The organism is Bacillus sp. JAS24-2, assembly GCF_008274905.1.
GTDB classification, from domain to species: domain Bacteria; phylum Bacillota; class Bacilli; order Bacillales; family Bacillaceae_G; genus Bacillus_A; species Bacillus_A cereus.
Genome location: NZ_CP031068.1, coordinates 1,419,230 through 1,443,009, shown reverse-complemented (window position 1 = coordinate 1,443,009; position 23,780 = coordinate 1,419,230). Strand labels below are relative to the sequence as shown.

The window sequence follows — 23,780 nt, the reverse complement described above, 5'->3', positions numbered from 1 at the left end:
TATAACAAACTTCATCCAACTAAATAGAAAAGCTGACTACAAATTTTGTAGTCAGCTTTTTATTATTTTTTATTATTTTTTATTATACTTTGCAACGAATTCCGAAAGCTTCTTCAGTTCCTCATCCGTACCTTTAAATACACCTTTAGGCATTGAACCTTTTCCCTCTTTCGCAATTTTAGCAATTTCTTCTGGCTTTAAAGTTAAGTTTTGCAGTGCCGGTGCTGCTGCCCCGCCTTGTAAATTGTCACCATGACATGTTAAACAAGTATTTTTTTGCATTAATTTATAGCCATCATCATTTTTATCAACTGGCGCTGTTTTTACAATTGCTCCTTGTTTTTTTGCAGCTTCCCAGTCGTGGTGTGCTACAGATTCCCAAGTTAAAAAGATAATCGATGCAATTGCTAAAAGCATAAATCCAGTTGCCACAGGACGCTTCAATGGACGTCTTTCTGGACCTCGATCAAGAAATGGAGCTAACAGTAATGCTCCAAACGCAATCCCTGGCATAATAAATGCTCCAATTACAGTAAATGAACCGGAAGCATACGAATACTTTAATAACTGATACAAGAATAAGAAATACCAATCTGGAAGTGGTATATATCCAGCATCTGTTGGGTCCGCCATTCTCTCAAGCGGCGACGGATGCGCCACTGTTAAACATAAATAACCGATTAAAAAAACTGCACCAACCATCCATTCTTTTAACAAGAAGTTCGGCCAAAATGCTTCTGTTTTCCCTGGGTATTCAGAATAGTCTTTTGGAATATTTGGTTTCCGAGCTACTGGTACCCGAGAATCTCCTACAAACTTCATCCCTTTGCCGCGATGCATAATCTCCCTCCTTTAGTTCTTTCCCCTTTAATTTAGCAATCTCTTATAGTGGACCGGAAATACCTTGTTTGCGAATCATGATGAAGTGGAAGGCCATTAAACCTAGAAGTGCTGCTGGTAAGAAGAAGACGTGAATAGCAAAGAAGCGAGTTAATGTTTGAGCGCCAACAATTTCGGAATGACCAGCGAGTAATGTTTTAATATAAGGACCAATGAGCGGTGTTTGCTCTGCAATTTGAATCCCTACTTTTGTAGCAAATAAAGCTTTCATATCCCACGGCAATAAATATCCGGTAAAACCAAGACCTAACATAACAAAGAAAATAAGAACACCAACAATCCAGTTTAACTCACGGGGCTTTTTATACGCACCTTGGAAGAAAACTCTGAGTGTATGTAAAAACATCATTACAATTACGAGACTAGCACCCCAGTGGTGCATACCACGAACAATTTGCCCATAAGCAACTTCATTTTGTAAATAGTAAACTGATTCCCAAGCATTTTTAATATCAGGCACATAATACATCGTCAAAAACATTCCAGATAAAATTTGAATTACAGTAACGAAAAAGGTAAGTCCTCCAAAGCAATAGACGAATGCAGAAAAGTGATGTGCCGGGTTTACATGTTCAGGTACTTCATGATCAGCGATATCACGCCATATTGGTGTAATATCCAATCTTTCATCCACCCAATCATAAATTTTATTTAACATCTACTTTGCACCCCCTCTTGGCTTCGCTTTTCCTAGATACAGCGTTCCATCTTTCACTTTAGACTCGTACACATCAAGCGGAGCAAGGGGTGGCGTACCTTTAATGTTAATCCCATCTTTTGTATAACGCCCCCCGTGACATGGGCAAAAGAATTGATTCGGATGTGCTTTGTCCGAATTCCAGTTAACTGTACATCCTAAATGTTTACATACTGGAGAGAACGCAACAATGTCTCCGCTTTCATCTTTATGAACCCAAGCCGATTTTGGTTCTTCAGACTTGTACCAACCATCAACCTGCTTCACTTTAAAATCGAAACGCTTCGGCTCTGTTGTAATATCCTTTACTTGCGCAACAGCAACCATATCTGTTCCCGCTTCTTTTCTTAACACCGGATCAAGCGCAAATCGCGTCATCGGCATTAAAATACCGGCAGCCATAAAGCCTCCTACCCCTGTGAGTGTGTAATTTAAAAATTGTCTTCTTGACACGCGATGTTCTTTGTCGCTCACGAAAATTTCCCCCCTCTATCAGAAATTGTCCCCTCGTGATAAATTATATAAAAAATAAAAACTAGGACACTATCATGATATAATACGCTCATGCACAGGTCAATATCATACTACTCATAATAATAAGAACTTTCTGTTTATTGCGAGTTTCCCCATTTCTCTTCCAACATCACCATTATATTTTTTATATGCGCATGAATAACTTCTCTTTTTGCTTGATCACTAAATTGTTCTAACGCTAATGAAGGAAACCAAAATAAATCTCCCTGTAACTCTTGCATATCCTCTTTCCATGAAAAATCACTTGTAACATAAGCAATATGCTTAAAACCTTCACTTCGTAAATGATTTGTCCATTCTTGCAAACGACCTTTTTCATTCTTTTGACTTTCTACCAAATACGTAAACGCAGGCAGTAAAAGCACTCTTCCTTTATACTCTCTTTCCAATTCCGTGCTCAACAATTCGATAAATTCACCTTGTTCTACAACCATTTTCATTTCTTTTGCTGCCGAAATTGATAACAGCGGTATTACTCCTGTATCAACATACTCTCTTGCTTGCTCAAACTGTTCTACATCTTTTACAATCCACTTCAAATCCCTTCCCTCCTTCACTTGCAAATGACAGAACTTTCACTTTATATATATTAAACCACACTAAAAGAGGTAAAAAAAGAAAAACTACCCAATATAGGTAGTTTTTCTTTATAAAAGTCTGAAATTTGTAAAAATTAATTAATCCAAATAAATTCTATAAAGTCTTTAACTCTGCCGTTAATCTATGAAACGCTTCCTTATCTTGCTTATCTAACGCTTCATCAATTTGTTTCAAAAGGCGTTCTCTCCTAAACGAAAATACACTTTCTTCCAAAAACCTTTCTGCAAGTAAACGATCTTTTTCATTTACTTCAATATGCTTTGGTAGATATGGGTTTTCTTCTAATACAGCTACATAATTCGCATTTTGAAACGATGATTTAAAGTTGAGTTGAATATAAATATCCTCATCTCGATTTAAACGAATATCATGAAACGATTTTTCAGCATCTGTTGTCATAACATTTTGTTTAAAAAAGTGAAACGGTGTGTCTTTCACACAATTCGCTGACATCACTAAGCCACGCGGACAATATTTTGCATGCTCTACGAAGTGGACTTTATGCATCAATTGGTCGTGACTCATTAAATAATTCAGAATCCATACACATTCACGCTGTTTCAGTTGGTAATTATTCAAAAACCATTTTACAAAATCCTTCTTCTCGTTTACAGAAACAGGGGTATTCATAGCAATTAAGTCCCTCCTCTGTCTTTCTCTTTTCTTTTTAGATTCAAGAAGCGGCATTCAGTTTCCTTCCAACTTATGAAAAATCCTCTAAATTATATAACAATTCTTCAATATGAATTTGTGTCGGGTCTAGTTGTAATAACTGGGTAAATACTTCTTTCGCCTCTTTTCGTTTTCCTTCTTCCAATAAGAAATAACCGTACTCTTCTAAGAAGTCTGGATGATTCTTAAAAGAAGTATATGCACTTTCATAGTGTTTTAATGCATCCGAATACATTTCTAATTGTTTTTTTGCATACGCAAGATCCCAAAGTAGTTGTGTATCTGGTTCTCCACTATCAATAGCACGCTCTACAATTGCAATTAACTCTTCGTACTTTTCTTGTTCTTTTAAGATATATGCATATTTTAATGTTGCACCTAAATGCCCTGGATCTAACTCAAGCGCTTTTTGAAGAACTTCCTCTGCTTCTACTATTTTCCCTAATTTCGCCGCAATGTTCGCCAACTCTACATAAAATGGAACTGAAAGCTCATCTACTTTAATTCCTTCATGAAGCGTTTCATAGCTTTCTTGAAGCATTCCTTCTTTTTCATAGCTTTTCGCTAAATACATGTACAGTGATGCGTACTCAGGGTCTAATTCTTTTAGTTCTTGCCAAGCACCAATTGCTCTCTGATATTCTTCACCTTGGTATAATGTAAAGGCATATCCAAATAATGAGTGAATATCTTTTTGTTCCTCTAGGCCTGCTTCATAATAAGAAATCGCTTCTTCCCAGTTTCCGATCGCGCTTAACGTTTCTGCGAGGCGAAGTGCGATCACAACACCACCCATTACTTTATGTTCCGCTAATAGCGATTCATAATAAGTAATTGCCTTTTGTTCTTCACCTTTACTACTATATAATTCTGCTAACCCAAACGTAATAACAGGTTCATCAGGCATCATTTCTTTCGCCTTTAATAGTTTTTGCTCTGCTACATCATCAAAACCTTGCATTTGGAATAAATCTGCAACAAGTAATAACGATTGAACATATAAATCGTCATTTTCTGGAATATCATGAAGCACTTCAATCGCTTCATCTTCTTTATCTAGATCAATATATAATTCTGCTAAAAATACAGTGAATTCACTTTCTTCTGGATACAGTAAACGTAAGTCTTCAGTAATTGCTAATGCCTCATCTGTAAATCCAAGCGTATGATAGTAACGAGCGATATCATACTTCTCTTCATCATTCGCAATTTTTAATTGTTCTTTTAATAATTGTAATCCTTTTTCCGCTTCACCATTTTCAATATATGAAACAGCTTGTTCAAACTTTTGCATAAACGTCTCCTTTAATTCTAAAAAATATTCTCTTCTGTTCATTTATCATAAGCAACTCACTGTTAGAACGCAACCTTTAGAATGAGCATACTTCTTCTTATACTTCTTCTTACAGAGTAGTTAATTGTTCAAAAGGTTCGGATATGACACCGATACCTTACCATCATCTTCTATTGTACCGCTTTCTTTTATGACCGTGCAAATAACTTCTCTCACTAATTATCGAGCCATACAAACCGTGGTTTACAGAATAACTTAATTAGCAGTCTTCAACCTTTATTTTGAATGCGATAAAAAAGGCTCCTATACTAGGAGCCTTCACAATCTCTTAAGAATATGTTTCTTCTTTCTGTACTTGCTCATTTACAAGCTCTTTCAGCAACTCTATAATTTCATCATTTTCTTCCTTCAAACCGACAGTAATACGAATACCATCATCGATACCAAATGCAGCACCAGAACGAACGATATATCCTTTTTTCATTAATCGTTCGAAAGCTTCATTACCCGGTATACCAAGTTTTAAGAAAATGAAATTTGTTTGGGATGGATAATAGAATACGTTATATTCTTTACAAAATGCATAATACTGATTTAAACCTTCAGCATTCTTTTGCACACAATCTTGTAAAAAGGCTTGATCTTCTAATGCAGCGAGTGCTACAGATTGGGCTACAGTTGATGTATTGAATGGTAACCTAGCTACTTCTAGCTGTCCGATTAACTTCGCATCCCCAATCGCATATCCGATACGAAAAGCAGCTAAACCATATGCTTTTGAAAACGTGCGTAAAACCATAAGATTTTCATACTTTTCAAGAAGTGGTAATGTTTGCGGATAGTCTTCTGCTTCCGCGTATTCATAATATGCTTCGTCCATAATAACGAGAGCCGACTTAGGAACTGATTCTAAAAATGAAAGTAATTTTTGTTTCTCAACATATGTACCTGTTGGATTATTCGGATTACAAATCCATACAATTTTCGTTTTCTCATCTACTTGCTCTAGCATTGCATCTAAATCATGAATACCATCTTTAAGTGATACTTCACGAACTTCTGCTCCTTCAATAACAGCATGGTGATGATATTGTGAAAACGTAGGATTCGCCATTACAACGTTTGTTCCTTCATGTAGTAACGCTCGGCTAATCATTTGAATGACTTCATCTAATCCACTACCAAATAGTAGTTGTTCTGCTTTTACACCTAAATGTTCCGCTACTTTTGTCCGAAGTTCAAAGGCATATCCATCTGGATAAAGGGCATATTGGCTCGCTAAAGAAGTTAATGCTTCTGTCACACGTGCTGAACAACCGAATGGATTTTCGTTGGATGCTAATTTCACAATTTTTGATAAACCATATTCTCTTTTTACTTCTTCAATGTTTTTCCCAGGCACATACGCTCTCAAAGTTAACAATTGCTCTTTCACTCTCATTTTTCTTCCCCCAGTCATTTCATTCAATTTGATTACAATACGGTTATAGCCCCTTACTGTAATCTTTTGTCATAACCGTCACTATTACGAGAATACCTCTAAATGAGCACTTCACAGCACTTCGCTATCATTTTAAACCATATCTTTTTGAAATGCCTCTAACGCAATATGAACAGTCTCATCTGAAATAGATACGACATTCACTACCCCATATTCCTGCATAAGCACCATATGAATTGCTCCTGCATTTGCTTTCTTATCTTGTTTCATCAATTGAACGAGGCGCTCTACATTCAAATCCCTTGGCATTTTTGGATAGCCGTATTTCAAGAACCACTGCTTCATATCTTCATAAGCAAGATCAACCTTGTACACTTGCTCACTTAAAAATATGGCGAATAACATTCCAACCGCTACACCGTCACCGTGAGTAATATTTCCATACCCTAGCTCTTTTTCAAGAGCATGTCCTAACGTATGTCCAAAGTTCAAATGAGCACGTACACCCTTCTCTGTTTCATCTTGTGACACAACATTTGCCTTTACAGGAATCGCCTTCGTTAATATATGGATTAACTTCTCATCATGAAGATCCGCTAATGTTTGCACTTCTTCTTTTAACCAATGGTATAGCTCCACATCACCAATAAGAGCATGCTTTATCACCTCTGCATAACCTGAACGCCACTCTTTTTCAGGAAGAGACTGTAAAAACGGTGTATGATATACAACTGCTTCTGGCTGATGGAATGCACCAATCATATTTTTACCTAACGGATGGTTAATCGCTACTTTCCCACCCACTGCGCTATCGTGCGCTAATAAAGTTGTCGGAACCTGCACAAAGCGAATACCACGCATAAACGATGCAGCAACAAAACCAGCTAAATCTCCAATCATTCCGCCTCCAAGTGCAAGAATTAAAGAATTTCTATCTAATTTATTTTCAAGAGCTGACGTATGAGCCGCATAGAAATTTTCGAAAGACTTCTCTTTTTCGCCACTTGGTACAACAAACGAAAACACGTGCTGCTCTACTTGTAATGCATCGATAACTGTCTGTAAATGTAGTGATGCAACAGCTTCATCTGAAATGATCATTACGTTAGATACCGCTGGCTGCATATTTTGAACGATCGTTGTTAAGTTTGACAACGCTTCTTTACCAACATGTACATCATATTCTTTTGATTTCGTTTGAATATGTATGTTTCCCATTAAAATCCCCTCGCATATTCATTATGTTTCTCAATATTTTCACGAATTAGTTCCATACGATCTAATCCGAATTGTTCTATTAAAGCTGTCGCTAATTCCCAAGCCACAACCGCTTCTGCAACGACACTAGCTGCTGGCACTGCACAACTATCTGAACGTTCAATACTCGCTGTAAAAGGCTCTTTCGTATCAATATCTACACTTTGAAGAGGTTTATAAAGTGTAGGTATCGGTTTCATCACACCGCGCACAACAATTGGCATTCCAGTCGTCATACCGCCTTCTAGTCCACCTGCATTATTTGTTCTTCGTGTATATCCATGCTCCTCATCCCACAGAATTTCATCATGAACTTCACTTCCTGGTCTATGCGCTGCTTCAAAACCAATTCCAATCTCGACACCTTTAAAAGCATTAATACTCATAATTGCAGCTGCTAATTTCGCATCCAGTTTTCGATCATAATGCACGTAGCTGCCTACTCCAATTGGCATCCCTTCCACAATTACTTCAACGATTCCACCAATTGAATCACCATTTGCTTTCGCATCATCAATCGCTTTCATCATTTGGTTACCAGCTTCTTCATCTAAGCAACGTACAGGAGATGCTTCTGTAATACTCTTTAATTCTTCAATTGAACTATACGTAATCTCCTTAGCTTGTACACCGCCAATTTCAATTACATGGCCCGCCACTTTAATACCAAGTTCTGCTAACACCTTTTTAGCAACCGCACCAGCAGCAACACGCACCGTCGTTTCGCGCGCTGACGAACGTTCCAGTACATTCCTCATATCTCTATGACCATATTTAATCGCACCATTTAAATCAGCATGCCCAGGCCTTGGTTTTGTCACTTTCCTTTTCATCTCTTTTTCTTCTTGCTCAGTTAAAGGCTCCGCCCCCATAATTTTTGTCCAGTGTGCAAAATCACGATTTTCAACAACAAGTGCAATAGGGGAACCTAATGTTTCTCCATGTCTAACACCACTTAAAATTTGCACTTGATCCGTTTCAATTTGCATGCGTCTACCGCGCCCATATCCCTTTTGCCTTCTAGCTAACTCTTCGTTTATATCATCTGCTACTAAAGACAATCCTGCCGGAACACCTTCTATAATCGTTGTAAGTTGTGGACCATGAGATTCACCAGCTGTAATATATCGCATACGTTATTCCTCTTTTCGTATATGTATTTATCTCACTATATTAACTTTTATCATTCTAAAAATATTAAAGAAATTATATCATAAATCGACCATTTTCTTATTCTATATTTCCGATAGGCCTAATTTAAATATCAACATATCATAACAGCTCAAACTTCGTAACTAACTGAAAATAAAAAAAGTGCAAGAAGAATACCCCTATTCTCCTTGCACTTTTTACTATTATCACAGTGATTAAAGCGTTTACAAATTATTTCAAAATAATTAGTAAATCCATTCATTCATTAATTTTGAGTAATCAACTAATTCTTCTTCTTTAAAGAAAATAGCAATCTCGCGCTCTGCGCTTTCTAAAGAATCAGAACCATGGATAATGTTTTTCGCAACAGTTACACCGAAATCTCCACGAATTGTTCCAGGAGCTGCTTCATGTGGTCTTGTTTTCCCCATCATGTTACGCGCTGTATCTACTACACCTTCACCTTGCCATACCATTGCGAACACAGGTCCAGATGTAATAAAGTCTACTAACTCACCAAAGAAAGGTTTTTCCTTATGCTCAGCGTAGTGTTGTCCAGCAATTTCCGGAGTGACTTGCATTAATTTTGCACCAACTAATTGAAAGCCTTTTTTCTCAAAACGAGCTACAATTTCCCCAATGAAGGCACGTTGTACACCGTCTGGTTTTACCATTAGAAATGTTTTTTCCATAAAAAATCTCTCCACTTCTGAATTATGTATGTAATTGTATATCCCCACACACATATTATCACCCTTATCACAATTGTGCAATAGTTTTGAAATAGAGAGATTATTTTATTTTTTAGAATAAACATTAAAATTTTCGTTTTCCAATATACTTTGCAACATTTTGTAATGCGTACTTTGCTTTTCCACGTGGGAGTGGTTTTATTATTTCTAAAGCTTTATGTAAATAACGTTCACTAAATGCAAATGCTTGATCAATTGCTGTACTATTTTTTACAGCATCAATAATTTCTTGTATTTCACTTGCTGTTGAATTTTCATGTACAGATGTGATTTTCTGACGAAGTACTGGATCTTCCATCGCATATAAAGCAGGAAGTGTAATATTCCCTTGTAGTAAATCTCCGCCAGCAGGTTTTCCAAGTTTCTCTTCTGTAGAAACGAAGTCTAAAATGTCATCAATAATTTGATAAGACATTCCTACAAAATACCCATACCAAAATAGACGATTTACCGTATCACGATTAGCACCAGCAGCAATCGCTCCCAATTGACAACTCGCGGCAATTAATAATGCTGTTTTTCGCTTTATTCTTCTTAAATACGTTCTTAAATTTTGGTCATAATTGTATTTATCTTTAATTTGTTCAATTTCACCTTTACAGACTTCTAAAATAGTATGTGATAACGCTTGATGCGCCTCTGGAATTTCGATATTTGTTATACATTCAAGAGACTTAGCGAACAGATAGTCCCCTGTATACATCGCAATACGATCTCCCCATTTCGCATTCACAGTCGCACTGCCGCGTCGTAAAAATGCAGCATCAATAACATCATCGTGAACAAGAGAAGCCATATGAATAAGTTCTAACGCAACAGCAACATGCTTAATCGCATCTAACTTATAATCTCCAAATTTCCCTGCAAGCAACACAAATACAGGACGAATTCGTTTCCCACCAGCTTCAATAAGCTGTAATGCTGCCTCTTCTACTAATGGCTGTTCAGAAGCGACTGTCTTTTTTAATTCTTTTTCTATCACATTAATATCCGATCGTAAAAAAGAGTACATAAGTTGTAACTTCATATTGTTCACCTTAACCTAAAACTTCTTTTTTCTATTTTGATTCTGGTTTAATACCTAAATGCATCGCTGCTACCCCAAAAGTAAATGGTTTCACTTGCACACGTTCAAGTCCAGCTTGCTCAAACATTTGAGCCAATTCTTTCATCCCTGGGAACGTACTAGCAGATTCTTGAAGCCATGAATACTCTTTATAACTTTTCGCAAACATCTTTCCAAATAACGGCATGATATATTTAAAGTATAAAATATACCCTTGTCGAAAACCAATCATTGTTGGTTGAGATGTTTCTAAACAGATTACTTTTCCACCTGGTTTTACTACACGCGTCATTTCTTTTAATACGTGCATATAATCCGGTACGTTACGTAAACCAAACCCAATCGTCACATAATCAAACGTATTATCTTCAAACGGAAGTTCCATTGCATTCCCATGTAGAAGTTCTACTTGTTTTAATTGTAACGCCTCTACCTTTTGCTTACCGACAGATAACATATTTTCACTGAAGTCTAAGCCAACAACCTTTCCTTGTTCACCTACGGCTCCAGCTAGCGCAATTGTCCAATCTGCGGTTCCACAGCATACATCAAGCGCTTGACTGCCTGGTTGTACATCCATAATTCGCATCGTTTCTTTACGCCACGCTTTATGTCTTTGAAAACTAATTACAGAATTCATCACATCGTATTTATCAGAAATCTTTTCAAATACGTCATGTACTCTTTCTTCTTTTGATTGTTGCATGCTCGTACCTTCTTCCAATGTAAAATTGCTTATGTCTTCTATTTATTCCTTAACACAGAATTTATTTCATTTATGTCTGTGTGATTTTCTAAAAAATTTTTTTCTTTCTTTCTCAATTCCTTCATCCAACCATTAATCACTACTTCTGCTTTATCCCCTAAAGCATCTTGCATAGCTTGAAAAACAGGCGAATGTTGCTTATCAGCATACAATTGAATTTCTTTTTGAAGGCGATTTCCACCTAATACGTATGTGATAAATGGCTTCCAATGTGATAACTGAAAATGATCACATGTTTTTTGAAGGAGCGCAGACTCAATCATTACTATGCTTTTCATTATGTCATCCGTCGTTTCATGCGCTTTTTGGTATAACATAATTTTGTGTTCATTTATCTCTTTAATTCCTTCAGCAAGTGCACGAATTAAAACAATATCACGATTCATAGACAATAAATAATAATATAGTCCACTATAGTAATCGCCTGCAAGTACTGTTAATTGACGACATTTATGGAATTCAATCTCTTCCTCGCCTGCTTTATTTGATACCCTTTCATGCGTATCAAGCGCAATTTGTACAAGCATAATTGTTACTACGTAATGCTCAATTTGTTCTATATGTAAGTTTGCACTCTTTAAAGCACCATATAACAATGCTATCTTTTCTTCATCAATAAATGGTTCTTCAATATAGTTTATAAAGTAAGGATGGCGTAATTTCTCCATCAATTTTTCTTTTATACCCGCATACCCTCCGTAGATGTCACACACAAAAAATCACCCTTGTTTTCTAATTCATAAAACTTATTATAACACATACACTCTATTTTCTATAACCAAAACTTGGCTACACCTACCATTCATGTAAGCAATCTTTCTAATCTCACTCTGTCTAGTTAAAACTATATCATTTATTTACTAAAAAAAAAAAAGAAAAGCAGTTTCCCGCTTTTCTTTACTTCGTTTTAATAAACGATAAAATTTCACTGCGCGCTGCAGCATCATTTTCAAGCACACCACGCACTGCTGTCGTTACTGTTTTCGCACCTGGTTTTTTTACACCACGCATCGTCATACACATATGTTCTGCTTCTACTACTACCATTACACCATGAGGCTCTAGTACTTCCATAATAGAGTTCGCTACTGTTGATGTAATACGTTCTTGCAGTTGTGGGCGACGTGCAATTGTATCTACGGTACGAGCTAATTTACTTAACCCTGTCACCTTTCCACCTTGCGGAATATATGCAACGTGAGCAACTCCATAGAATGGAACTAAATGATGCTCACACATCGAATAAAATGGTATATCTTTTACTAGTACAAGCTCTTCGTGATCTTCTCCGAATACTTTATGCAAATGCTCTTTCGGATCTTCATGCATACCTGAGAACACTTCTGCGTACATTTTTGCAACACGCTTTGGTGTATCAAGTACTCCCTCACGATTTGGGTCATCCCCAATCGCCTCTAAAATAAGGCGTACTGCATGTTCAATTTGTTCTAAATTAACTTTTGCCATCCGCTAGCCCTCCCGAAAACCTAAAAGTGATACGAACACATTCTAGCATATTTATGTTTTTAAAAGCAAAAAGAAGAGTTCCCAAAAAGGAAACTCTTCTTCCCTGTTAATATGTAAGGATTATTTAACCGCATCTTTTAACGCTTTACCAGGTTTGAATGCAGGTACTTTACTTGCAGCGATTTCAATCTCCTCACCTGTTTGTGGGTTACGACCTTTACGAGCCGCACGCTCACGAACTTCGAAGTTACCGAATCCGATCAGTTGTACTTTATCACCTTGTTTTAAAGCTTCTAAGATAGAATCAAAAACAGCGTCTACTGCTTTTGTTGCGTCCTTTTTAGAAAGGGAACTTGCTTCTGCAACAGCATTGATTAAATCTGTCTTGTTCATGCCATTCACCTCCTCCCAAAGATAAGACTGTATAATGATCATAAAATGAGTCTTACTTTCATTTGTAGGCAATTTTTGCAAATTCTATACTACAAAGATGTAGATAAATCATTATCAACGCCTATATTATACGATTCTCCTTTATAATTCAATATTTTTAAGGAAATTGTTACTCTGAAAATGTGAAAATCTGATGAAACTTGACAATTTACAACAATGTATTAGATAATGACTGTTTATTTTTCTATTTTATAATCAAAAAAACAAAAAATCCCTCTACAGTGAGAGGGATTTTTTCTTATAGTATAATCGCAATTAATCCGCCAGATCCTTCATTAATAATTCTTTCTAGCGTTTCTTTTAATTTATATCTAGCATTTTCTGGCATTAAAGATAATTTCGCTTGAATTCCTTCTCGAACAATCGAGCTAAGTGAACGTCCAAATATATCAGAATTCCAAATTGATAACGGGTCATCTTCAAAATCTTGCATTAAATAACGAACTAATTCTTCACTTTGCTTTTCAGTACCAATAATCGGCTCAAACGTTGACTCTACATCTACTTTAATCATATGAATAGATGGCGCTACTGCTTTTAACTTCACACCAAACCTTGAACCGTGACGAATAATTTCTGGCTCATCTAAGCTCATATCCGCTAATGCAGGCGCTGCTACACCATATCCTGTTTGCTTAACCATACGCAGTGCATCCGCCACTTGATCGTACTCTATTTTCGCATGAGATAAATCGAGCATAAGCTTTAATAAATGATCTTTCCCTCGAATTTCTACTCCTACTACTTCTTTTAAAATCTGATCATATAATTCATCTGGCGCATATAAATCAATCTCCGCCACACCTTGCCCCATATCAATGCCAGCTAGGCTCGCTCGATCAATAAATTCATATTGACTAAACTGCCAAACAACGCGATCCACATCACGAAGACGTTTTATATCCTTCACAGTTTCTTGAACTGCTTCTTGATAACTTTGACGCAACCAATGCCCTTCATTTAGCACCATTACCCAGCTCGGAAGGTTCACATTCACTTCTAATACAGGGAATTCAAATAGCGCTTCACGAAGTACATTATATACATCTGTTTCTCTTAAACTCTCCACACTCATTGCAATAACCGGGATATCATATTCTTCTGATAAACTTTGGCGTAATTGCTCTGTATCTGGATGATACGGCTGTACCGTATTAATTATCATAATGAAAGGTTTTCCTACTTCTTTCAACTCATTTACAACGCGTTCTTCTGCCTCTATATAATCTCTTCTTGGAATTTCACCAATTGTTCCATCTGTTGTAATTACAACACCAATTGTTGAATGTTCTTGAATTACTTTACGCGTGCCGATTTCTGCAGCTTCATGGAATGGAATAGGTTCTTCATACCAAGGGGTATTAATCATGCGTGGGCCATTCTCATCTTCATAGCCCTTCGCTCCAGGAACCGTATATCCAACACAATCTACTAATCGAATATTCACTTCAAGTCCTTCATCTACTTCGATAGAAACCGCTTGGTTTGGAACAAACTTCGGTTCCGTCGTCATAATTGTACGACCAGCAGCACTTTGAGGCAATTCATCCTGCGCTCTTTGACGGTCAGACTCATTCTCAATGTTTGGAATAACTACAAGTTCCATAAATTTTTTAATGAATGTTGATTTCCCTGTTCGAACAGCTCCTACAACTCCAAAATAAATATCACCGCCTGTTCGTTCTGCAATATCTTTAAAAATATCTACCTTTTCCAAGTGATTCCCTCCCTCAAAATTTTTGGGAATAATTCCGCGTTTATAGTCAACTAATACCTTCTCTAACGTTGCCTATAATATCTGATATAATATAATGGTATTCTAGAAGTTCGGACAATATATCATATAATTTTGTCCAATTTCATATGACTATTAAAAAATATCTTTTGTTTGCATCGTAAGTTGTATAACATAAAAAACCTTTCTTCTAGAACTTATTCACTAAAAGAAAGGTTCATGACTTATCATTTTAAAAAAATTGGTTCTCCATCCTTTACTGTGTACGGTAAAGAATAAGCTGGTACAAACGGGGAACCTTTCGAAAGTATATTTCGAATATCTTCTCCCTCCGTAAACTGCCCTTCATTTTTTTTCAAAGCGTCATATAAGTCGATTCTATAATCAACAAAAACTTCTCCTTTTTCATTAATTACAAAAGGAAGTCCTTTACCAGAATATGGACTTGTCACTTGTGGCACATCTTTATATCCTAGTTTTTTGAAATCCAATTCATATACACCATCTGAAATTACTTTTTTAAAAGGTGGATATTGATGTTCATCACGATACATCCTAAGCTTTAAAGATAGTTCCTGAATTTGTTCAGCCATCCTAACATCAATTAACTTTACTGTTGGATTTGTTTCAACGTCTATTAATACGTATTGATATACTCCTCCACTTTCATACGCATTCCCTGGCGCTTCTTGTATGTAACGCGGGGCAATCTGTTGAAAATCGATCGGATACTTTTGATAAATAGGTGTACTCATATCCCTCGTCTTAATTGGCAATATCCCATCATTTTGCTCCTTAAATGTCACAACAGCTTTTTGAACAACCTGTAGCTGATCTTCATAAGGAACCGCATTTTGCTTCATATTTTCTTTCGGATACAGACACCCCGTTAAAAGGCTCATACAACAAAATATTAAAATAATATGTAATTTTTTCACTAGCATCACCTTTTCATACTAATCTAATTTGCTCTGTATGTAGTATTTTCGAGACCATTCCATTTACTGCTGTACAGGTCCACTAAATACAACAAGAAAAATAACAATTCCTGACACAATCATAAGGGTGTACGCTACTAATGCTGTAATCCCTTTCAAAAATTTATTCTTTATTTTATGTCTACTTAATAAAATAAAACTTACTGCAAAAAACATAAATCCAATTGCCCCTAAAGCTAACCACATTTTCATAAGCCCTTCTGACATATACACACCCCTTTTTATCAATCTATTTTTATACTATTTTAACAAATTAAAATCTTTAAACAAATACAAAAAGAACATTTTACTACAAATTGCGAATATATAACTTTAATCAATAGGTTTTCCAGCATTTCTCACCAATCTAGACAAAAATAAAACCGAAGCGATTGTACCTCTCGCTTCGGTTGACCAAATATGCCCAAAAACAGCTCTATTCCCATTCTTTCATGGCTATCATATGCAATCTACAAACTCTTTGTTTCTCATAATTTATTTTTTAAACATTTTGCTTAACGAGCCAAAATCTGTTGGCATATTATTATTAATAATCGCTTTTACAATTTGATCCTCTTGCTCTTTCGGCACTTCACGTCCCGCCATAAGAGCCACTTGATGAATTAATTGACGAAGTACAGTTTCATCACGTAAATTCGCATTTTGCACGGATGATGCTAATTTAAAAATATCCTCTTTATTTACTTTCGCTTCCTTCTCAATATTATTAAAAATGTTATTATCCATTCTTTTCACCCTCTCCTCAAGTTACTCTTCATCCTATGCAAAAATGAAAAAATGGTGAAAAGACCCAAAAAATAAAAAAGCGACAGAAGTACAAATGTACTTCTGTCGCTTTTCTTTACAGTAAATCAGGTATAGCTTCCACTTCATGTTTTCGAACACGCCCCATCAATGAGCCTACCGCATCTTTTACGTTATTCCCATTGAACAGCACGTCATATAAAGCAGCTGTAATCGGCATTTCAACTTCCATTTTCTCTGCCAATTCATGAGCAGCTTTCGTTGTTCTTACACCTTCCACAACCATACCCATGCTTTCTAACACTTCTTCTAAAGAGTGTCCTTTTCCAAGCATATTTCCAGCGCGCCAATTTCGGCTATGAACACTTGTACACGTTACAATTAAGTCTCCCATACCAGTTAGACCAGCAAACGTTAACGGATTCCCGCCCATTTTTCTTCCTAAACGAGCAATCTCTGTTAAACCACGTGTCATCAATGCCGCCTTTGCATTATCACCTAATCCAAGACCATCAGTTATACCAGCAGCTAATGCGATAATATTTTTTAACGCACCACCAAGTTCAACTCCAACGATATCTGGATTTGTGTATACACGGAAATAACTATTCATAAATAAATCTTGTACTTCCTCAGCCGCTTCCATACGCTTTGCTGCAGACGTAACTGTTGTCGCTTGTCGTAAACCGACTTCTTCAGCATGACTCGGTCCAGACAGTACAACAACATCTTTAATTAAGTGCTCTGGAATTTCTTCCTCAATCACTTCCGAAATACGTTTTGACGTACCAGGTTCAATTCCTTTGCTCGCATGAATCCAAGTAATTGGTTCAGTAACAATTTCTTTCATCTCTTGTAATACATCTCTGTACGCTTTCGTTGGTACTACTAACAGTACTGTATTTACATCTACTAATGCTTCTTCTAAAGAAGAGTAGGCTACGATTGTGCTTGGCAATGTAATGCCTGGGAGATATCGACTATTCTCATGTTTCGTATTAATTTCATCCATAAGTTCTGGGCGATTTCCCCAAATACGTACATCATGTCCATTGTCAGCTAATACCATCGCTAACGCTGTTCCCCAGCTACCTGCTCCTACTACTGTGATTTTTGTCATAAAATCACATCCTCTCCATTAGTCTCTTGCTCTAGCGATAATGTGAATCGGCGTTCCTACGAAGCCAAATGATTCACGTAAGCGATTCTTCAAGAAACGCTCATATGAGAAGTGCAATAATTCTGGATCGTTTACAAACACAACAAATGTCGGTGGTTTTACCGCAACTTGTGTTGCATAGAAAATTTTCAGACGGCTACCATTATGAGTTGGCGTCGGATTCATCGCTACCGCATCCATAATTACATCGTTTAATACGTTCGTTTGAATACGGATACTATGACTTTCATTTACCTCATCGATAACCGGTATTAATGTTTGTGTACGTTTTCTTGTTTTTGCAGATAAGAAAACAATTGGTGCGTATTCTAAGAATTGGAAATGAGCACGGATATTTTCTTCAAATGCTTTCATTGTTTTTTCGTCTTTTTTCACTGCATCCCATTTATTTACAACGATAACAACAGCTCGCCCTGAATCATGAGCATATCCAGCGATTTTTTTATCTTGCTCAATAATTCCTTCTTCACCATCTAAAACGACTAAAACAACGTCAGAACGTTCAATCGCTCTTAGCGCACGAAGTACACTATATTTTTCTGTACTTTCATACACTTTTCCTTTTTTACGCATACCAGCTGTATCAATAATTACATAATCTTTTCCATCTTTACTATATGGTGTATCGACAGCATCACGAGTTGTTCCTGCTACATTACTAACAATTACACGCTCTTGACCAAGAAGAGCATTTACAAGTGATGATTTTCCTACGTTTGGACGTCCAATTAAAGAGAAACGAATTGTGTCTTCATCATATCCGTCTTCTTCAATCTTTGGAAAATGTTGTGCAGCTTCGTCTAGTAAGTCACCTAACCCTAATCCGTGTGTACCTGAAATTGGGAATGGTTCGCCAAATCCTAATGCATAAAAGTCATAAATGTCACTGCGCATTTCCGGATTGTCCACTTTATTTACTGCAAGTACAACCGGTTTATTTGAACGATATAAAATTTTTGCAACTTCTTCATCAGCTGCTGTTACACCGTCACGACCGTTTGTCATAAAAATGATAACATCCGCTTCATCAATTGCTACTTCAGCTTGTTGACGAATTTGTGTCAAAAACGGCTCGTCTCCAATATCAATTCCGCCCGTATCAATAATGTTAAATTCATGATTTAACCATTCTCCAGCGCTATAAATACGATCGCGCGTTACACCTGGAATATCTTCTACGATTGAAACTCTTTCTCCAACAATTCTATTGAAAATAGTAGATTTCCCTACGTTCGGGCGACCTACTATCGCTATTACTGGTTTCGGCATATACTTTCATCCTTTCAACTTGCTTCTGTTTATTATGTAAAAAACCCTTCTTTGTGCAAGAAGGGATTTGCATTCCAGAATATTTCTCAACGTATCAAAACACCTCACATTATAACACACGTTGCTAATGTTTCACAATAATATATACATTCTCTTGTAAGCGATGTGCAATACCATCTAAAATTGCCTCTAAATTATTTGCAACAAATTCTAGTTCCTCTGTCGATTCGCAAACGAATAAAGGAGCACCACCTGCAAATTTTTCTGGAGTCGTTGTTATAACTGCCAGAATAACACTTTCTAACATCATCTCTTATCTCCCCTTCCTTTCGGGGCTTCCGATGACATATGGACAGCACTTTCTAACGTTGGTACATTTCCTATGACACCTATCGCTTTCTCTGCATCTTGATCTTGCGGCAGGACAAAAATCCCAACCCTGCCATCCTCTAAATCACGCTTTGCTAACGGTACAAGCGCTGGTGTACCAGAATCTCTATAAATCCCTAACGCTACTGAAACATCGTGTAAAATAGCTTGTCGTTGCCCTAAATTTGAGATTGTAACCATCGCATCAATTGATTTCGGCTTTAAAATAAAACCCATACCATATTTCATAATTTCTTCTTGTCTTGCTGGCAATCCAATATTCATAATGTAAATATTGTCAATATAAAGCCCTGCTCCTTCAAAACGAAGCGGAACGTGCTCAATTTCAACAAGATCATGTAGCCTTTTACCAGACATTAATTTTTTCGCAATAAAAAATGCGATTATAGCCATAATTACTCCTGCAATCCATGAACGGAATCCTATATACGCAAACGTCGTTGCAAACGACGTTAACATTGCCAAATAGTTGCGACTTTCAAAAACCAATGCAATTCCTTCAATGTATGTATTTCCACGCGGTACGAGCTCATACCCATCTAATTGTTGAAGCGTATTTCTTTCCATATTACGTACATCACGAAATTGTGTCGCTGCTAATGTAAGAAATGTAATGGCAGAAAAATCTTTTTTCAAAATAGACGGGATTGCAATCGCTCCTAAAGCAGCTGCAATTAACCCCATTGCAATATGAATAATTTTCCCATGTAGCCTCGTCGGATATTGCCGTGTATCCGTCCGAAGCATTAGCACCCTTGTAACTGTCCCCGCTATTACGCCGCATAAAATGGCTGGTGTATATTCAGTCATGTATTACCCTCGCCTTTCTTTTACGTGTTTTTCTCTTAAACCGTTCCATGTATACTGATGCTTTTGCAATCCAAAACAATATTGCCATGAATAATGTAGAAATGGCGACGATATCAAAAAATGCTAAACTACCGTAATCATATGGAAAATTCAATTTCCTAAAAATAAATGTCACTAGCAGCTCTCCTTGTAACATCCCTACATATAGAGAACATAATCGTAATATGCGATCTCCATGCAATAACACCGATGCATACACAAGACCACTACTTAGCAGAAACACTCTATCCACCACAATCCAAATCGGATCATATATTTCTAACAGATGAAAACTTGTATATAACATTGCAATAATAAGCGCCGAAAGTAAGCTATATAATTTTTTCCAGACAGAATATAGCGTGATCCCTATAAAAGAAATAATACAAAGTAAAAGAGCATTTACTGATACCACGAATGAGGCGATCGTTACATGTAACGGAGAGCAAATTATAAAAATCAGTATACAAGCGCCTAACTTCCACCGAATAAGGTCCTTTTTCATAAAAAAGGTTACAATGATCCACCCTATCCAAGCTACAAAATAAAAAGTACTTCCATCCATCAACTTCACCTCCTATGTTTTCCATTATGGGAACTTTTTATGAAAGTTAATCCACTTTATTTACGCATAGTTTTTTCTTATAACAGCAACACTTTTAACAAGGAGGTGTTATTCATTATGGGTAAAGATCGCCAAGAACGAAAACTACGAGAATCACGCCGCGTTGAATCCGATCGTGATCAATCACTACAATATCCAGGTGCAACTGGACTTGATACACCAGAACAGGCTCGAAAACAAAACCAGCACTAATTAATGCAAAAAGACGGTTTCGATATTGTACGAAACCGTCTTTTACATAATCAGTTTAATGTTTTCTATTTATATTGAAATAATATTTCACACACTATATCCTCCCATTACTTCTTTTTATCTTCACCTATTCCTATTAAAAATTAAGTTCTCTCCAGTAATTCGACAACACACCATCTACATTTTTCAACCCTTTTTCAATTGCAATTTTTACGAAATGATATTTTTATATAATACTAATTCCTTTCTCCACTTTATATTACGAAAAAGAATAGAACAAAAAAAATCAACCGAACGGTTGATTTTTTATCTCCTACTATAATGCGCAGTATCAATACCACGCTGCATTAACCAATGATACGTTTCACCCTTTACAACAAGAGGTACAGATTGCAACTCTTCTATCGTTTTCGCACCAAGAGCTGTCATTATAAATTTCAAATCTGTATGTAGGAGCTCAATTTCATCCACTAACTTCTCGATACCATCTTGCATTAAAATACGTAAAAAGTAACCAGCAAACGCAGTTGTATTCGCCCCTAATGCGATCGCTTTCGCTACGTCAAGCGCTGTTTGTATGCCCCCAGATGCAATAAAAGAGAGGTTATTATTTGTAGAGGTTGCTTCAATAATCGAGGTTGCTGTTTGTATGCCCCAGTTATTAAAATAAGAAAGCATTCGCTGTCTTCTTTCATTTTCAACAGCAGCAAAATTCGTACCACCTTGCCCACCAATATCAATTGCTGTTACACCTACGTTCGCTAACTGCTGCACTGTTTCCTTACTCATCCCAAATCCAACTTCTTTTACAATGATAGGAACTTTACTATTTAAAACAATTTTCTCAATGCGCTGAAGTACTCCAGTAAAATCACGGTCTCCTTCTGGCATCGTTAACTCTTGTATGACATTTAAATGAATTTGCAATGCATTCGCTTCAATCATATCAACGGCACGCTCTGCCTGTTCGATAGTTGCCTCACTACCTAAATTAGCAAAGAAAATACCATTTGGATTTACCTTTCTGATCACCTTATAAGAAGCAGCTTCACTTTCATCTTTTAACGCCGCCATTTGCGAACCTACAGCCATAGCAAGGTTATGATGTTTCGCTACATATGCTAATTGCTCATTAATATGTAACGTTTTCTCTCCTCCACCACCAGTCATCGCATTGATAAAAATCGGCGAACTTAGTGAAAGTTCGCCGATTTTTGTTTCACATGTTATTGTGTCATAATTTGAATTTGGCAAGCTTTGATGCACAAAATCAATATCATGAAAGCCATGCGTACGAGACTGACCAGTAGAAAGAGCGTATTCAATATGATCTAATTTACGTTTTGCCCTTACCACTTGTACCCCTCATTATTTCTTTAATTTTTTCAGTTGTTCACCAATAATATCACTTAATTGGAAAGTAGCAGAATCAGCATTTGGCTCATACTGACTATAATCTTCAGTTACATTATTTTCCTCAAGCGCTTCTTTTATACTTAAAGAAATACGTTTCTCTGCTACGTGAACTTCAAGTACTTTCACTTTTACTTCTTGTCCCATTTCCAATACTTCATTCGGATTTTTCACGTGACGATTTGCAATTTGAGATACGTGTACAAGTCCTTCAACGCCCGGTAAAATCTCAACGAATGCACCAAATGTAACAAGGCGTTTTACTACTCCCTCACGAATATCTCCAGCTTTTATTTCGCCAGCAACGTTTTCCCAAGGTCCTGGTTGAGCTGCTTTAATTGATAAAGAAATACGTTGTGTATCAGCATCAACAGATAACACCTTTACCTTAACCTTTTGACCTTGCTCTAACACTTCAGAAGGTTGCTCTACACGTTCATGTGAAATTTGTGAAATGTGAACTAAACCGTCCACTCCACCAACATTAACGAATGCGCCAAAGTCAGTTAATCGTTGTACTGTTCCTTCAACAACGTCCCCTTCTTTTAATGAAGAAATTGCTTCTTTTTTCTTAGAATCTAGTTCTAATTCTACTACCGCTTTATGCGAAAGGATTACACGATTTTTTTCACGGTCTAATTCAACAATTTTCACCGCTAATGTTTTACCTTTATAGTCAGTAAAGTCTTCTACATAATGTACTTCCACAAGTGAAGCTGGAATAAAACCGCGAACACCAAGGTCCACAACTAATCCGCCATTCACAATATCTTTTACAGTAACATCAAATACATGACCAGAAGTAAATTTCTCTTGTAGTTCTACCCATGCTTTTTCTGCATCAACAGCACGTTTAGATAAGACAAGATCATCTTCTTCTAATTTAATAATTTTCAACTCTAGTGTTTGATCTAATTCTACAACATCGCTTGCTTTTTCAATATGAACGTTAGCTAATTCACTAATTGGAATTACGCCATCTGTTTTGTATCCAACATTTACAAGCACTTGTTTCTCTTCAACCTTCGTTACAGAACCTGTAACAACGTCACCAACTTGTAATTCTTTTGAATCCATAACTTCTTCATTCATTTTCTCTACCATGGAAATACCTCCCTACAGAATTGACAAAGCATTTTTTATGTATATACGAAATGAAAACAAAGTTTTCATTTGCATGTTTAAGAATTTCTCATCACATACTCTTTTTCAATAACATTCACAAGAAAATATATTAAACCTATATAAATAGTATACAGCAAAACCAGCTTGAAAAAAGTATGTTTTGAAATATAATAGCGAATATATTCTGACAGTTTTATTCCTCTTTAACT

The 23,780-nt window shown here is 36.5% G+C and carries 27 protein-coding genes; 1 reads left to right on the top strand and 26 read right to left on the bottom strand.

Annotated elements, in window-relative coordinates; genetic code table 11:
• Positions 1-72: 72 nt before the first annotated feature.
• From qcrC to DN407_RS07405, 24 genes are all read right to left on the bottom strand, one after another.
• Positions 73-840 (bottom strand): menaquinol-cytochrome c reductase cytochrome b/c subunit, encoded by a 768-nt coding sequence (gene qcrC / locus DN407_RS07520; protein ID WP_000554603.1) that lies wholly within the window; start codon positions 838-840, stop codon positions 73-75.
• Between the two features lie 43 nt (positions 841-883).
• Positions 884-1,558, bottom strand: a complete 675-nt coding sequence (qcrB, locus tag DN407_RS07515; RefSeq protein ID WP_000932700.1) for a menaquinol-cytochrome c reductase cytochrome b subunit — start codon at positions 1,556-1,558, stop codon at positions 884-886.
• Positions 1,559-2,071 carry a menaquinol-cytochrome c reductase iron-sulfur subunit gene (gene qcrA / locus DN407_RS07510; protein ID WP_001280593.1) on the bottom strand — a complete coding sequence of 171 codons (513 nt, stop codon included), beginning with the start codon at positions 2,069-2,071 and terminating at the stop codon, positions 1,559-1,561. It abuts the gene before it with no gap.
• 137 nt (positions 2,072-2,208) lie between these two features.
• Positions 2,209-2,670: a YpiF family protein gene (locus tag DN407_RS07505; RefSeq protein ID WP_000871314.1), complete on the bottom strand. Its 462-nt coding sequence runs from the start codon at positions 2,668-2,670 to the stop codon at positions 2,209-2,211.
• 154 nt (positions 2,671-2,824) lie between these two features.
• Positions 2,825-3,361 (bottom strand): ReoY family proteolytic degradation factor, encoded by a 537-nt coding sequence (locus DN407_RS07500; protein WP_001095925.1) that lies wholly within the window; start codon positions 3,359-3,361, stop codon positions 2,825-2,827.
• A 73-nt stretch (positions 3,362-3,434) separates the two neighbouring features.
• Positions 3,435-4,697 carry a tetratricopeptide repeat protein gene (locus DN407_RS07495; protein ID WP_001168671.1) on the bottom strand — a complete coding sequence of 421 codons (1,263 nt, stop codon included), beginning with the start codon at positions 4,695-4,697 and terminating at the stop codon, positions 3,435-3,437.
• Positions 4,698-5,025: 328 nt separating this feature from the next.
• Entirely contained in the window at positions 5,026-6,138 is a 1,113-nt protein-coding gene (gene hisC, locus DN407_RS07490) for a histidinol-phosphate transaminase (RefSeq protein ID WP_001264023.1), read from the bottom strand.
• 132 nt (positions 6,139-6,270) lie between these two features.
• Positions 6,271-7,356 (bottom strand): 3-dehydroquinate synthase, encoded by a 1,086-nt coding sequence (aroB, locus tag DN407_RS07485; RefSeq protein WP_000526812.1) that lies wholly within the window; start codon positions 7,354-7,356, stop codon positions 6,271-6,273.
• On the bottom strand, positions 7,356-8,528 hold the full coding sequence (aroC, locus tag DN407_RS07480; RefSeq protein ID WP_001269386.1) for a chorismate synthase: 1,173 nt from the start codon (positions 8,526-8,528) through the stop codon (positions 7,356-7,358). The genes aroB and aroC overlap by 1 nt, the downstream gene beginning before the upstream one ends.
• Before the next feature lie 264 nt (positions 8,529-8,792).
• On the bottom strand, positions 8,793-9,239 hold the full coding sequence (gene ndk, locus DN407_RS07475; protein ID WP_000415883.1) for a nucleoside-diphosphate kinase: 447 nt from the start codon (positions 9,237-9,239) through the stop codon (positions 8,793-8,795).
• Between the two features lie 124 nt (positions 9,240-9,363).
• The gene (gene hepT / locus DN407_RS07470; protein ID WP_000776076.1) at positions 9,364-10,326 is read right to left on the bottom strand and encodes a heptaprenyl diphosphate synthase component II; all 963 of its coding nucleotides are present in this window, start codon (positions 10,324-10,326) and stop codon (positions 9,364-9,366) included.
• A 31-nt stretch (positions 10,327-10,357) separates the two neighbouring features.
• Positions 10,358-11,071 (bottom strand): 2-heptaprenyl-1,4-naphthoquinone methyltransferase, encoded by a 714-nt coding sequence (gene menG, locus DN407_RS07465; protein WP_001187674.1) that lies wholly within the window; start codon positions 11,069-11,071, stop codon positions 10,358-10,360.
• Between the two features lie 38 nt (positions 11,072-11,109).
• Positions 11,110-11,844, bottom strand: a complete 735-nt coding sequence (locus DN407_RS07460; RefSeq protein WP_000332845.1) for a heptaprenyl diphosphate synthase component 1 — start codon at positions 11,842-11,844, stop codon at positions 11,110-11,112.
• Between the two features lie 184 nt (positions 11,845-12,028).
• Complete coding sequence (folE, locus tag DN407_RS07455; protein ID WP_001151482.1) at positions 12,029-12,598, bottom strand: GTP cyclohydrolase I FolE; 570 nt, start codon at positions 12,596-12,598, stop codon at positions 12,029-12,031.
• A gap of 120 nt (positions 12,599-12,718) precedes the next feature.
• The gene (locus DN407_RS07450) at positions 12,719-12,991 is read right to left on the bottom strand and encodes an HU family DNA-binding protein (RefSeq protein ID WP_001043860.1); all 273 of its coding nucleotides are present in this window, start codon (positions 12,989-12,991) and stop codon (positions 12,719-12,721) included.
• 298 nt (positions 12,992-13,289) lie between these two features.
• The gene (gene spoIVA, locus DN407_RS07445) at positions 13,290-14,768 is read right to left on the bottom strand and encodes a stage IV sporulation protein A (RefSeq protein ID WP_000416519.1); all 1,479 of its coding nucleotides are present in this window, start codon (positions 14,766-14,768) and stop codon (positions 13,290-13,292) included.
• A 245-nt stretch (positions 14,769-15,013) separates the two neighbouring features.
• Complete coding sequence (locus DN407_RS07440) at positions 15,014-15,724, bottom strand: hypothetical protein (protein ID WP_000733112.1); 711 nt, start codon at positions 15,722-15,724, stop codon at positions 15,014-15,016.
• A 63-nt stretch (positions 15,725-15,787) separates the two neighbouring features.
• Complete coding sequence (locus DN407_RS07435) at positions 15,788-15,991, bottom strand: DUF2768 domain-containing protein (protein WP_001289004.1); 204 nt, start codon at positions 15,989-15,991, stop codon at positions 15,788-15,790.
• A gap of 267 nt (positions 15,992-16,258) precedes the next feature.
• Positions 16,259-16,510, bottom strand: a complete 252-nt coding sequence (locus DN407_RS07430) for a stage VI sporulation protein F (RefSeq protein ID WP_000369754.1) — start codon at positions 16,508-16,510, stop codon at positions 16,259-16,261.
• A gap of 115 nt (positions 16,511-16,625) precedes the next feature.
• A complete protein-coding gene (locus DN407_RS07425) occupies positions 16,626-17,648 on the bottom strand; it encodes an NAD(P)H-dependent glycerol-3-phosphate dehydrogenase (protein ID WP_000161763.1) in 1,023 nt (340 codons plus the stop codon).
• A gap of 18 nt (positions 17,649-17,666) precedes the next feature.
• Positions 17,667-18,977, bottom strand: coding sequence for a ribosome biogenesis GTPase Der (gene der / locus DN407_RS07420; protein WP_001125893.1), 1,311 nt, complete (start codon positions 18,975-18,977; stop codon positions 17,667-17,669).
• 124 nt (positions 18,978-19,101) lie between these two features.
• Positions 19,102-19,287 (bottom strand): capping complex subunit for YIEGIA, encoded by a 186-nt coding sequence (locus tag DN407_RS07415; RefSeq protein WP_000979059.1) that lies wholly within the window; start codon positions 19,285-19,287, stop codon positions 19,102-19,104.
• Entirely contained in the window at positions 19,284-20,177 is an 894-nt protein-coding gene (locus tag DN407_RS07410; RefSeq protein ID WP_000141596.1) for a YIEGIA family protein, read from the bottom strand. The genes DN407_RS07415 and DN407_RS07410 overlap by 4 nt, the downstream gene beginning before the upstream one ends.
• Positions 20,170-20,781, bottom strand: coding sequence for a YphA family membrane protein (locus DN407_RS07405; RefSeq protein WP_000349098.1), 612 nt, complete (start codon positions 20,779-20,781; stop codon positions 20,170-20,172). The genes DN407_RS07410 and DN407_RS07405 overlap by 8 nt, the downstream gene beginning before the upstream one ends.
• A 117-nt stretch (positions 20,782-20,898) precedes the next feature.
• On the opposite strand from DN407_RS07405, the gene DN407_RS07400 reads away from it, so the two are divergent.
• On the top strand, positions 20,899-21,033 hold the full coding sequence (locus tag DN407_RS07400) for a YpzI family protein (RefSeq protein ID WP_000513900.1): 135 nt from the start codon (positions 20,899-20,901) through the stop codon (positions 21,031-21,033).
• Positions 21,034-21,339: 306 nt separating this feature from the next.
• Here the strand turns inward: DN407_RS07400 and DN407_RS07395 are convergent, their stop codons facing one another.
• A complete protein-coding gene (locus DN407_RS07395) occupies positions 21,340-22,389 on the bottom strand; it encodes a type 2 isopentenyl-diphosphate Delta-isomerase (RefSeq protein ID WP_000251037.1) in 1,050 nt (349 codons plus the stop codon).
• A gap of 12 nt (positions 22,390-22,401) precedes the next feature.
• Positions 22,402-23,550, bottom strand: coding sequence for a 30S ribosomal protein S1 (gene rpsA / locus DN407_RS07390; protein WP_000229559.1), 1,149 nt, complete (start codon positions 23,548-23,550; stop codon positions 22,402-22,404).
• Positions 23,551-23,780: the final 230 nt, after the last annotated feature.